The sequence below is a fragment of the Actinomadura sp. 3N407 genome, assembly GCF_052245875.1.
In the GTDB taxonomy this organism is placed as follows: domain Bacteria; phylum Actinomycetota; class Actinomycetes; order Streptosporangiales; family Streptosporangiaceae; genus Spirillospora.
Genome location: NZ_JBQQBP010000029.1, coordinates 61,187 through 73,141, shown reverse-complemented (window position 1 = coordinate 73,141; position 11,955 = coordinate 61,187). Strand labels below are relative to the sequence as shown.

Below are 11,955 nucleotides of genomic sequence, written 5' to 3'. Positions count from 1 at the left end.
CGGCACCTACGGCACCTACGGCACCTACGGCACCTACGGCACCTACGGCACCTACGGCACCTACGGCACCTACGGCACCTACGGCACCTACGGCACCTACGGCACCTACGGCACCTACGGCACCTACCGCACCTACGGCACCTACCGCGTGCACAAGCAGTTGCGCCGCCAGGGCGTGCAGGTGGCCTGGTGCACGGTGGAGCGGCTGATGCGCGCCCATGGCCTGCACGGCGTGCACCGCCGGGACCGGCAGCGCGTGTGATGACGGCCGTCCCCGGGTCTATGCCAGGCGTGGGGACGGCCGTCCCACCAATGTACATCTACGCACTGCGGGGAACGCCGGGTTCGGTCGAGCTCGTCCCGGCGCAGTAGGCATGGGGTGTTCGGTAACCCCACTTACCGGCACTTGCTGCCGTCGCGGTACCTGGTGACGGCACCGTAAGTCTCGGCTCAGCGGGGATGGGCGGAGGCAAGGCCCTTCCAGCAGCCTAGAGGGGCGATGCCGAGGAGGTACGACCACCGCGCTATCCGCCACGGTCCTTGTAGGCGGTGGCTCGATGCTCAGCTGCGTCACCGACGCCGCGAGCGGGATGGCCCCGGCCCACGAGGAGACAAACGCGGTCGGCGCCGTCCTCAACTTCCTCTCGGGAGTGTCCGGCCCACTGGAGCCGGCGCCCAGCGCGATGCCAACCGTTGAGGATATCTTGAAATGGCCGTCACGAAGCCGAGACCGCGGATGCGCACGCGCAGCGCCCACTGTGAGTACTCCTCGCAGCAGGACCGCGGCGAAGAGGGGGCGTCTGTGAGCGCGGATGACTCCGGCGGTGCGTACCACCCGAGGGCGGGTCGTCGCCCGTCTGTGGCTGGTCTTATAGCCGTTACTGCGATGGTCACCGCGGCTATGACGTCCGTCGCGTACATCGTTCTTGACCGAATGCTGGATGCCCCCAGCCCTACGGCCGCGCCAGTGTCGAGCTGGTCGCCGGATCCGATGACGGTGAGGGCATGCCGGACGGCACGGCAGGCGGTAACGCACCCATTAGACGACAACGCGCAGGTGACGACGATGACCACGGCGGCGGCAAGTGAGGCGGACGCGCTGAATCAGATAGCGGCAGCGTTCGTTGCCAACCCTACGGTCGATCAGGCCCGTCAGGACGCATTCGAGGTAGACGCATGGTGCCGCGACAACATGGTGACGCGGCCTTGAGACCTACGCAGAGCTTCTGTCCGTTGCTTACTGGGCGCGGACGGCTGCGGTGCCCTAGGGCCCGCGTGGCGCTGCCGTCACATCCCACCGTTGGCCACCTAGAGGGAACAAGGGAGGATGCCCGCCCGTGGAATCGGTGAGAGGCCAGCGGACGGTGGGCCGCCGGAGACGTTGGGCGGACGCTGTGCTTGCCGAAAAGTACGTCCGTGCAGGTGAGAGACGTAATGTCCGGCGGGTTGCGGCGCAGGGCTGGGAACCGTCGCGGGACAGGCCACGACACCGCCCTCGCCCCGGGATGATGGGCGGTTGTGCTGTTGCGACTTGCCTACTTGACCGTGGCGAACACGTTCGCGGTGCTGCGTCTGCTTCCGAAGACCGACCGGGAGAAGGACACCGAGATCTTGGTGCTGCGACATCAGATCACGGTGCTGGAGCGCCGGCTGGAGGGGGCGAGGGCGCGGTTCGCCGGCCCGGATCGAGCACTGCTCGCGGCGCTGCTGCACCGGCAACCTCGCGGTGTGTTGCGGCGGATGCGGCTCCTGGTGCGGCCGGACACGGTGCTGCGCTGGCACCGGGACCTGGTCGCGGGTCGGCACGCCGCTCGCTCCAGACCCAAGCGGCCGGGGCGACCACCGACCGTCCGTTCCATCCGGGCTCTCGTCCTTCGCCTGGTGCGGGAGAACCCGAGCTGAGGCTACCGGCGGGTGCACGGCGAGGTGCTGGTGCTCGGCGTCAAGGTCGCGGCCTCTACCGTCTGGGAGATCCTCACCGACGCCGGCATCGACCCGGCGCCCGAGCGTTCCGCCACCACCTGGGCCCGGTTCCTGCGCTCGCAGGCCGGGGCACTGCCGGCGTGTGACTTCCTGGAGACCGTGCCCCTCACCGGCGCCCGCAAGTACGTGCTGGCGGTTATCGAGCATCACACCCGCCGTGTCCGGGTTCTGGGCGCCACTGCTCACCCGACCGCCCCGTGGGTGACCCAGGCGGCGCGGAACCTGGTCATGGACCTGGAGGACGCGGGTTGCCGGGCACGGTTTGTGATCCGTGACCGGGACGGTAGGTTCCCGGATCTGTTCGACGCCGTCCTGGCCGATGCCGGCATCAGGGTGGTGCTGACCGGGGTGCGGATACCCAGGACGAACGCCGTGATGGAGCGGTGCGTGCAGACCTACCGCCGTGAACTCCTGGACCGCACGCTGATCTGGAACCAGCGCCACCTGCTCCACAGCTCTCGCAGGAACCGCCGCTACCTGCGCCGGCGCAAGATCGGGCACACCATTCCCGAGCCCAAGGACCAGCGGGCCAATCGCCGCAGACGCGGCTCGGCCGGCGGCCGCCCGACCGGTTTCGACAAACAGCGGTACCGCAAGCGCAACGTCGTCGAGCGGGCGATCAATCGCCTCAAGAACTTCCGGGCCGTGGCAACCCGATACGACAAACGCGCCTACGTCTACCTCGGCACCGTGACCGTCGCCACCCTCGCGATCTGGCTTCGCACATGATCCGAGAAACACGACCTAAAGGTTGTCCCGTAATGATGGAGAAGCGCTGCCAGGCGTGCTGGCGAGGAACTACCGGTCCGGGGCCGGTCAGCCGGCGATCGCCAGGTTGCGCATGAGGGCGATGCCGCGAGTGGCGTGTTGGACGCCGTCGCTTTTGCGGCGGCAGTTGCGCAGGATGTTCCACCACTTCATCTGCGCGAAGGTGTGCTCGACGCGGGCGCGCACGCGCTTGTGGACGGTGTTGAGTTCGGACTGCCAGACGGGCAGGTCGGCACCATCGCGGGACCGCCGGTAGGGCATGATGACCTGCCGGGTTCCCTGGTAGCCGCCGTCGGCCATCACGTGCGCGCCCCGGCAGGCCCCCTGGGCACCGGAGTCACCGAAGGCGGTGCAGTCGTTGTGGTTGCCCGACGGCCGACCGCGACCACCAGCCGGGTGTTGGCGTCGATGACGACCTGCATGTTCACCGAGTACCGGTAGTTCTTCGACCGTGCGGTGATCGTCCGATCGTGGACGGCACCAGCGTGTCGTCCACGATCAGCACTGTGTCCGGGCCGTGCCGGCGGGCGACCGGGGCCAGTGCGAGCAGCGGCGCCAGGTGGTCAACCACCCGGTGCGCGGCCGACTTGGACACCCCGAACAGCAACGCGACCTGCCGGAGCGTGAGGTTGGTGCGGTAGTACACCGCGATCAGCAGCACCCGGTCGGCCAGCGGCAGGCTCCACCGCCGCCCGGTGCCGGTCTGCTCACCGCCCCGACCTGCAACGATCCGCACCAGGCGGCAGAACTGCCGCACCGACAGGCCGGTGAACACCGGCACCCACTCGTCCCGATCGGCCCTGATCACTTGCTCCACGGCAAGATTAACGACCAAGATCGTCCGTCGTTACGGGACAGCCTTTAGCTGACGACCCGCTTTGTTAACGACATTCGGGTAGGAGATCGTGACGGCCCATGGCGCGGCATCGGGCAAGTATTCCGTGGGGAAACCATGGTCGAGGTGGTGGCCGGTCTGGTGCGTTTGGTGGCAGGGCGGTGGGGTTGGTGTTGATGATGTCGGTATGGCGAATCGTGGCTGGGTGTGGATGGGTGCGGGATTGACGTTGGCGGGCGTGGCCGGGCTCGGTGTGTACTTCGCGGCAGTGGGACTGGACGAAGCCGACAAGCTGGGCAGCGTGGTCGGGGCGCTGGCGGCGGTGGCGGGCCTGTCACTGACGGTTTACGGGCTGGCGGCGGGTTCGGGCGCAGCGGGGCGGCGGGTGCGACAGAGTGCCCGTGCTTCGGGCGGCCGGATCTTGCAGGTGGGCGGGGACCAGACCGGACAGACTGGTTCGGCGTCATCGGGTGGCGGGGCGGCCGGTGAGGTGCGCCAGCGCGCCCAGGCCCGCAAGGACGGAGAAGTCTCCCAGGTCGGGGGAGACCAGGACCCGCCCGCCCAGCCATGAGCGGCCCTGGGCGTCGAGGGGATGGGGTGTCGCAGGACGCCCGGGTCAAGGACGGCGGCGAGGTCACTCAGATCGCTGGCGACCAGATCACCCATCATCACCACCACTACCCGCTGGGCGAAGCGGCGGCGCCAGGGGCGGCACAGCCGGCGGTGGACCGGGTCCGGGTCGGAGTGGTGCCGCGGCTGGCGGATTGTTTCCAGGAACGCGCGGTTGCCGAGCGGGTGCGGGCGGCGGCCGAGGACGGCGGCACGGTGATGCTGACCCAGGCCAGCGCGCAGGCGACCACCCGGGTTCTGGCGGGAATGGGTGGAGTGGGTAAGACCCAGCTGGCTGCGGCCTACGCCCGGCATGCGTGGGGACAGGGCATTGATGTGCTGGTGTGGGTGGAGGCGGCCGATCGTGACGGGGTGATCTCCGCCTACGCCGACGCCGCACTGCGGCTGGGTCTGCCGTCGGCCGGCCGGAAGGATCCCGAACGGTCGGCGCGGGAGTTTTTGACCTGGGCCGAGACCACCACCCGGCGGTGGCTAGTGGTGCTGGACGATGTGTGCAGCCCCGGCGACATGCGGGGCCTGTGGCCAACGGCGGTCACCACCACAGGCGCCACCACGACCACGGGCGGGTCCTCGGGTGAGTCCTCGGATGGATCTTCAGGTGGGGTGTCGGTGGCGGGCGGGCAGGTGGTGGTCACCACGCGGCTGCGTCACGCCGCCCTGGCCGCCATCGGCCGCCGCGTCATCGAGGTCGGCATCTTCACAGAGGACGAGGCCAGCTGCTATCTGTCGGCCAAGCTCGCCGACCGTGCCGCCGACCCCGTCCAGACCGACGCACTGGCCCGCGAGTTGGGGTATCTGCCGCTGGCGCTGGCGCAGGCCACGGCCTACATGCTCAACGCCGATCTGGACTGCGCCGCCTACCGGCGGTTACTGGACACCCGGCTGCTACACCGCGTCCTGCCCGACCAGCAGGACTTGCCCGACGATCACGAGCGGATCGTCGCGACCACCTGGGAGCTGTCGATCGACCAGGCCGACCGGGCCTTTCCGACCGGGCTGGCCCGGCCGGTGCTGTTCCTGGCCAGCGTCCTGGACCCCGCCGGCATCCCCCAATCCGTGCTGACCAGCCCGCCCGCACTGAAGTATCTGACCAGCCACCTACCCGCAGCCTCCCAGGATCGCGGGGTGGATGCGGAGGCGGTGGATGAGGCGCTGCGGGTCCTGCACCGAAATAGCCTCATCGATCACAACCGCACCGCCACTTACCTCGAAGTCCGTGTACATCAACTCATCCAACGCGCCACGCGCGAAAGTCTCATCGCTCAATCAGACCTTGGCCCGACCCTGTTCACCGAAGTCGTCCACACGGCTGCAGAGGCTCTCCTCAGCGTCTGGCCTGGGATCCACCAAAACTTCTCCAGCCAGCAATTCAGCACAACGCTACGTGCTAATACCGTCGCACTTCACACCAGTACCGGTGTAGTCCTCTGGGAGCGAAACAACCAAGGCCACCCCGTGTTGTTTCACGCAGCCAACAGTCTCGGCCACGCAGGTCAGGTGGCTGCTGCCCACATCGCCAACGCCGAACTTCTCGCCACCGCCCAACGCATCTTCGGCCCCGATCACCCCGACGTCTTGACTGCCCGCTACAACTGCGCAACTTGGCAAGGAGAGGCCGGAGACATGGCCAGTGCGGCAGACGAGCTCCAACAGCTGCTGACTGACCGACAACGAGTACTCGGCCTCGACCATCCCGGCACCCTGGACACAAAAGGCAACCTCGCGTACTGCCGAGGTAAAGCCGGAGACGCAGCGGGCGCTGCCAGCCTCTTCGAGGAAATACTCGCCTACTTCATCCGGAGACACGGCCCCGACCACCCCAGCACACAGAACGCCCGCCACAACTTCGCGCACTGGCGAGGAGAAGCGGGTGACGCGCCAGGTGCAGCCACCGCCCTCGAACAATTACTCGCCGACCGACTGCGAGTACTCGGCCCCGACCACCCCAGCACCCTGAACACCCGCCACAACTTCGCGCACTGGCGAGGAGAAGCGGGTGACGCGCCAGGTGCAGCCACCGCCCTCGAACAATTACTCGCCGACCAGCTGCGAGTACTCGGCCCCGACCACCCCAGCACCCTGAACACCCGCCACTACTTCGCGCACTGGCGAGGAGAAGCGGGTGACGCGCCAGGTGCAGCCACCGCCCTCGAACAATTACTCGCCGACCAGCTGCGAGTACTCGGCCCCGACCACCCCCACACCTCCAGCACCCACCGCAATTTGGCATACTGGCGCGGCCAGGCGAGCCTGGGGTAGGCGTGCGTCGGTCGGGGAGGTCCCGGAATCGCTCAGATCGCCAGCGACGATGAGGCGAAGAAGTCGCTGTACTTCCGGCTGAGGCGTGTCTGCCGAGGAACCCTGCCCGGAAATGGTACCGCTGCGCAGCGGAACCTCTTCACGCACTGGGATCTCAAGTCGATCTGGGCACGGAGGCCGGCAGCGACGCGCCCCCACCCGGGCGCTGTTTTCCCGCGACTGCCTCGAGGTCGACATCCAATGGCCCGCACCGGGGCAGGTACTGACGCTGTTCGTCCAGCATTTCAAATCGATGATGGGCGGCCGCGACACCACCGGGCCGCGGCGCCGCAGCCAGGCCCACGCCGTCAAACAGATCATCCGCGACCGCTTCGGCGACAACGCCGGCGCGCACCCGTTCATCGTGTGCGGGGACTTCAACGACTACATGCAGGCCGACGATCAGGGCGAACCGTCCATCGGTGACCTGGTCGAATGGGACCAGGTCGACAACGTGGTCACCCGGCTACCCGAAGCCGACCGGTGGACCCACTACTACAAGCGCCGCAAGCACTACTCCCAGTTGGACTACCTGCTGCCCTCACGCTCGCTGGCCGACGCCAACCCCAACCCGCCAGAGATCATGCGCAAGGGCCTGCCACTACGCGCCGATCGCTACACCGGTGAACGCTTCAACGGCGTAGGCCTGGACAACCCCAAGGCATCGGACCACTGCCCCTTCGTCATCACCCTCGACCACCCCGCCTGACCCTGCTCCACCGCCGAGCGACCGCGCCGGATCTGCGCGGAGGCGCCCCCGGGCGAGGACGTCGGCGACCGGTGGACACCGGGATGGTGACCGCCCTGGCAATGGCGGGCCGACAGGTCACCGGGGCTGGCCGTGCACCAGAACATGGCGGGGTTCCGGGAGCCGATGAGTACGGTGACGACTCCGGCCCGGAGGAACGATGGGAATCGACGTGGCCGGCGGCGCCGGGCACGCACGCGGGGTCCTCTAGCACGGGCATCTTCTCAGTCGTCAGCTGTGGTCGGACGCCCCCAGATAGGCCGGTCCCTTTTCAGCGGCTCACAATGGCGGCGGGATGCTCGGCAGTTGGACGGAAATGGGAAAACGTGAAAAAGCTCTTGACTCGAATTTAAGCACGTCGGTAGCTTCTCGGGAAACGGCCAGAGAAAGTGCATTGAACACGTCCGCATCCCTATGCCCCTGAAATATGACCGAAGAGCCCGCGGACGGCAACCCGCCATGACACCGGACAACGAAGGAACCCCCGTGCTCCCCGCTCTACGTAGATGGACCATCACCGCCGTCGCCGCGTTCACCGCGTCGACGGCCGCGCTGACCGGCGCCTACTTCACCGGACAGCAACCGCAGGCCGCCAAGGTGGGCGCCGTCTCCTACGCCGCGCCCGCGGCCAAGGCGATCGCCGCGGCCAACCTGTACGTCGACCCGAACTCCAACCCGGCGGCCTGGGTCGCCGCCAACCCCGGCGACCCGCGGGCCGCTCGCATCAAGGCGGCCATCGCCGACCGGCCGATCGCACGCTGGTTCGGCAACTGGAACAGCGACATCACCGCGGCGGTGTCCCGCTACGTCGGCGGCGCCGAGCAGACCGGCGCCACACCGATGCTGGTGGCCTACAACGTCCCGGGCCGTGACTGCGGCAGCCACTCCGGCGGCGGCGCGGGCAGCCCGGAGGCCTACCGCACCTGGATCGGGCAGTTCGCCACGGCCATCGGCAGCCGCCAGGCGATCGTCGTGGTGGAGCCCGACGCGGTCGCCCAACTCGACTGCCTGCCGAACGACACCGAGCGGCAGACCCGGCTCGACCTGCTGAAATACGGTGTGCAGCAGCTCAAGCAGAAGGCGCCGAACGCCTGGGTCTACCTGGACGCCGCCAACGCCAACTGGATTCCCGCCGGCACCATGGCCCAGCGTCTGCAGGCCGCCGGGATCGCGGACGCACGCGGCTTCTCGGTCAACGTGTCGAACTACTACACCACCGAACAGTCGATCACCTACGCCAAGGCCGTCAACGCCGGGCTCCCCAGCGGCAAGACTTTCGTGGTCGACACCAGCCGCAACGGCAACGGCTCCAACGGTGAATGGTGCAACCCGGCCGGACGCAGGCTCGGCACCCCGCCCCGCGAGGGATCCGACGCTGAACTGGAACTGTGGGTCAAGGTCCCCGGCGACTCCGACGGCGACTGCGGAATCGGCGCCGGGATCCCCGCCGGCCAGTTCAGCCCCGACCTGGCCATCCGCCTGATCGACGGCACCCGATAACCGCTCGCGGGCGCGCCGCCCGCACCCATACCGGTGAGCCCTCGACCTGGTTTCGGTCGAGGGCACACTGGGTCCTTGTCCATCGGTGTGTGCTTGGCCATGGTCTCTGACCTACCCGCCCAGCCCGAACCACAGCCGGTATGCGGCTGCTCATGGGGGTGGAGGTTCGTGGTGTCGGCGGTTGCTCCAGTCACCGACGAGCTGGTTGTTGAGACGCGCGAAGTGACCGATGCCTTCGGGGTGGGCCTGGGCCGCCGCCTGGGCGTAGGTGTGCAGTGCGGTGGTGATCTCGCCGCGGGCCTCGTAGATCAGGCCCATCCGGACGGTCGCGCCCATGTGCCCGGCGGCGGCCGCAGCGCGGTAATAGATCTCGGCGCCGGTCGGGGAGGAGCCGTCGGCACGGTCTTGGGCGTAGCCGGGGAGTGTGAACTCGTAGGCGAACTCGGCGGCCAGCTGCCGGCGCTGGCTGGGGGCAGCGCTGATCAGGATCTCGGCGGGTTCGTCGCCGTGGCGGGCGGCGGACCGCAGCCAGGCCATGCCCTCACTGGGCAGGTCGTGACACAACAGCAGGATACCCAGCCGGGAGGTGGCCTCGCGGTCACCGTCCTCGGCCGCGCTCAGCAGGTCGGTGCCGTGCTGGCCGAGCAGGCCGTAGTACCGGCGGTGCGCCATGGATTGCAGGCGGCCCAGGACGGGCAGCCAGGACTCGATCGCGTTGTCGTGCAGGTCCGCCAAGCGCAACTCCCGCGCCGGCAGCGTGGGATGAGGGTCGGGGGGCCCGGGCGGCGGTGACGGAGGCGTGGACACGGGGCCGTCCAGCGGGGGTGACTCTCGGGCGTCGGTGCTTTCCGCGCCGGGTGCTGATGCGCCAGAGACATCGGTCTGCCGGTGGTCCTGCTTGGCCTCGGCGTCTGCTGTCTTGGGCGCTGGTACGGCGACGGGCTGGGAGACCGGCACCCGGGCCAGCTGGTCACGCATCTCCTGGTAGCGGGTGTACCACCCCTGCAAAGTGACCGGCCCGTCGAAGTCGAGCTTGGCCCCGCTCCCGGCGTGGAAGTCCAAACAGGTCAGCACCACGGTGGCCACCCACCCCCATGCCGGGGGTCCCTGCCGCTTGCCCGTCATCACCCGGCTGAACACGGCCTGCGTCACATCCTGCAGCGCCGGTATCTCCCGTCTTCGATCGGCGATGACCTTGCGGGTCAGCCGGACCAGTTCCCGGTCGCTGGGTAGGCAGCAGGCGTTGATGAACCGGCGGAGATCGAGGATGAACTCGTCGCCCACTTTCGTGTGCGCCGACGGGGGGTCGATCGTCATTTGTGAGAGCCCTAACGTGTCCGGGCGTCGCCCTGCTTGATCGTTAATGCTGGGGAGCATGTTCTCATCGGTGCGCCAGTTCAGGGTATTTGACGCGTGATCCACGGTGCTGCGGACCGTTCGGATCCGGCTCGCCCTGGCTGCTCGTTGTTGCTGTTCACAGCGATCCGCATCAATCTGGATCGCTCTGAAGCACAACGGCCTTGATCATTTGAGTCAGGAGACGCAAACCAGTCAGTATTAGAACAGAATTCACCCGATAAACGGCATGGATGGGACCGATGTCCGAATACCTGGATGTCAGGCTCTGTTGCGATTTTCCGATGTGATGCGACCTGTCATTTGTGCTGGTCCGCAACCCGGTGTCTCTGGCGTACTAGTGATCGTCACTTCGACCCCAACCAGCAAGGACCGCACGTCTGATGTCCGTACGCATACCGACCATCCACGGCCTAGCCCGCCCCGTTGCCTGCCGGCACCGCACGGCACTCGGCGCCCACACCGTCCCCACCGCGACCACCCGGTTCAGCGATGACGACATGCTGCTGTTCCTGCTGATCTCTACCTGGGAGCTGCACACCGCTCGGCCGGCCCCAGCCGTCCCGCCGGTCGAGATGACCGAGCAGGAACTGATCGAGTACTGGAGCGATCCCACCGACCAGCCCTGCCCACCGGACTGCCTCGCCCGGCACCCGGCCCGGCACCCGGCCTGGCGCTCGGAGCCGTCCGCGTGAGCCAGGACGCGCCCCGCCTACCCCTGTCGACGGGCGAGGGTCTGCCGTCGCCGGTGCCCACCACGCTGGCCGCCGTCGACATCTGCAGGTTCGGTGCCCGCTCGAATGCGCGGACCCAGCTGCATCTGCGCCGGGAGATGTACGCGCTGATCGCTGAGGCCTGCCGGATCACCCGCGTGCCCTGGGCGGCCTCCTACCGCGAAGACCGCGGGGATGGTGCACTGTTCATCGTCCCACCCGACGTGGCCGCCGAGCACCTGCTGGACCCCTTCGCCCACCACCTGGTCGCGGTGCTGCGCCGCTACAACCGGCTGTCCAGCCACGCTGCCCAGCTGAAACTACGGCTGGCCGTGCACACCGGCCGGGTCCACAGCGACGACCACGGCGTCACCGGCCCCGCGCTGGTCCACCTGTTCCGGCTCCTGGACGCCCCGGCGTTCAAGAAGATCGCCGCCGACACCGCCGACCTGGCCGTGATCGTCTCCGACCGGCTCTACACCGACGTCACCGAGGGTGGCGGCCTCATCGACCCCACCGCCTACAAACCCCAGCGCATCACCTGCAAAGAGACCCGCACCCGCGCCTGGATCTGGACCCCACCCGCACACTGACCCGGCACACCACGAGCAGGCTTTACACCTCACCAAGTTCCAGACGACAGGGCATGGCCGCCGTCACGATGGCGGCCATGCTCTACCCACCACGCGTCCGGCCGTCTGCGGTCCTGTCAACCAGTGCCGAGATGGCACACCTCGCTCACCGGCGGCCCGGCCCACGGCCCGGGTGACCTCGGGGATGGCGCCGACGACGACCAGGAACGCACATGCAGGTCAACTACCGGATAGGCGCCAGCAACCGGCCGAGTGCTTCGGCGGAGGCCTCTTCCTGCAGGGCCGAGCCGGCCCAGACCTGCAGGAAGAGGCCGACAACGTCTGCGTTGGACAGGAACTTGTCGTAGACATTGAACTGGGGTTCGTCGAGCATGGTGTTGGCCATGTTCGGGGGTCAACGCCGATGCGGCTGGCTGGGCGGCCTTGATCATTCGCCCGGGCGTGCGGGGCCAGAGACGCCCTCGCCTTGGTCGATGCGTTCGGCGACGTCGTCGAGGTGGACGACCCGTGGCGGACGCTTTCGTCTTCCCC

At 68.2% G+C, this 11,955-nt stretch carries 10 protein-coding genes and 3 pseudogenes; 10 read left to right on the top strand and 3 right to left on the bottom strand.

From position 1 onward, the window contains the following. Positions 1–133: 133 nt before the first annotated feature. The 4 genes and pseudogenes from ACTWPP_RS41320 to ACTWPP_RS41305 form a co-directional block, all read left to right on the top strand. Positions 134–241 (top strand): annotated as a pseudogene (locus ACTWPP_RS41320) (IS3 family transposase); the annotation flags it as partial. A gap of 816 nt (positions 242–1,057) precedes the next feature. Next, the gene (locus ACTWPP_RS41315) at positions 1,058–1,210 is read left to right on the top strand and encodes a hypothetical protein (protein ID WP_443109933.1); all 153 of its coding nucleotides are present in this window, start codon (positions 1,058–1,060) and stop codon (positions 1,208–1,210) included. A gap of 308 nt (positions 1,211–1,518) precedes the next feature. Further along, positions 1,519–1,902 carry a hypothetical protein gene (locus tag ACTWPP_RS41310; RefSeq protein WP_443109932.1) on the top strand — a complete coding sequence of 128 codons (384 nt, stop codon included), beginning with the start codon at positions 1,519–1,521 and terminating at the stop codon, positions 1,900–1,902. 531 nt (positions 1,903–2,433) lie between these two features. Next, a pseudogene (locus ACTWPP_RS41305) lies at positions 2,434–2,712 on the top strand (IS5/IS1182 family transposase); the annotation flags it as partial. 87 nt (positions 2,713–2,799) lie between these two features. Here the strand turns inward: ACTWPP_RS41305 and ACTWPP_RS41300 are convergent. Continuing rightward, positions 2,800–3,568, bottom strand: a pseudogene (locus ACTWPP_RS41300) (transposase). Between the two features lie 205 nt (positions 3,569–3,773). Between ACTWPP_RS41300 and ACTWPP_RS41295 the strand changes: the two are divergent. The 4 genes from ACTWPP_RS41295 to ACTWPP_RS41280 all read left to right on the top strand — a co-directional run bounded on the left by ACTWPP_RS41295 (position 3,774) and on the right by ACTWPP_RS41280 (position 8,762). Further along, positions 3,774–4,157 (top strand): hypothetical protein, encoded by a 384-nt coding sequence (locus tag ACTWPP_RS41295; RefSeq protein ID WP_443109931.1) that lies wholly within the window; start codon positions 3,774–3,776, stop codon positions 4,155–4,157. 26 nt (positions 4,158–4,183) lie between these two features. Next, a complete protein-coding gene (locus ACTWPP_RS41290) occupies positions 4,184–6,475 on the top strand; it encodes a tetratricopeptide repeat protein (protein WP_443109930.1) in 2,292 nt (763 codons plus the stop codon). 112 nt (positions 6,476–6,587) lie between these two features. Beyond that, positions 6,588–7,223 carry an endonuclease/exonuclease/phosphatase family protein gene (locus tag ACTWPP_RS41285; RefSeq protein WP_443109937.1) on the top strand — a complete coding sequence of 212 codons (636 nt, stop codon included), beginning with the start codon at positions 6,588–6,590 and terminating at the stop codon, positions 7,221–7,223. 525 nt (positions 7,224–7,748) lie between these two features. After that, positions 7,749–8,762 (top strand): glycoside hydrolase family 6 protein, encoded by a 1,014-nt coding sequence (locus tag ACTWPP_RS41280; RefSeq protein ID WP_443109929.1) that lies wholly within the window; start codon positions 7,749–7,751, stop codon positions 8,760–8,762. A 150-nt stretch (positions 8,763–8,912) separates the two neighbouring features. Here ACTWPP_RS41280 and ACTWPP_RS41275 read toward each other — a convergent pair whose 3' ends face one another. After that, entirely contained in the window at positions 8,913–10,079 is a 1,167-nt protein-coding gene (locus ACTWPP_RS41275; RefSeq protein WP_443109928.1) for a hypothetical protein, read from the bottom strand. Between the two features lie 422 nt (positions 10,080–10,501). On the opposite strand from ACTWPP_RS41275, the gene ACTWPP_RS41270 reads away from it, so the two are divergent. Continuing rightward, entirely contained in the window at positions 10,502–10,813 is a 312-nt protein-coding gene (locus ACTWPP_RS41270) for a hypothetical protein (protein ID WP_443109927.1), read from the top strand. Next, complete coding sequence (locus ACTWPP_RS41265) at positions 10,810–11,424, top strand: hypothetical protein (protein ID WP_443109926.1); 615 nt, start codon at positions 10,810–10,812, stop codon at positions 11,422–11,424. The genes ACTWPP_RS41270 and ACTWPP_RS41265 overlap by 4 nt, the downstream gene beginning before the upstream one ends. 223 nt (positions 11,425–11,647) lie before the next feature. Here ACTWPP_RS41265 and ACTWPP_RS41260 read toward each other — a convergent pair whose 3' ends face one another. Then, positions 11,648–11,809, bottom strand: a complete 162-nt coding sequence (locus tag ACTWPP_RS41260; protein ID WP_443109925.1) for a hypothetical protein — start codon at positions 11,807–11,809, stop codon at positions 11,648–11,650. Between the last annotated feature and the right edge of the window lie 146 nt (positions 11,810–11,955).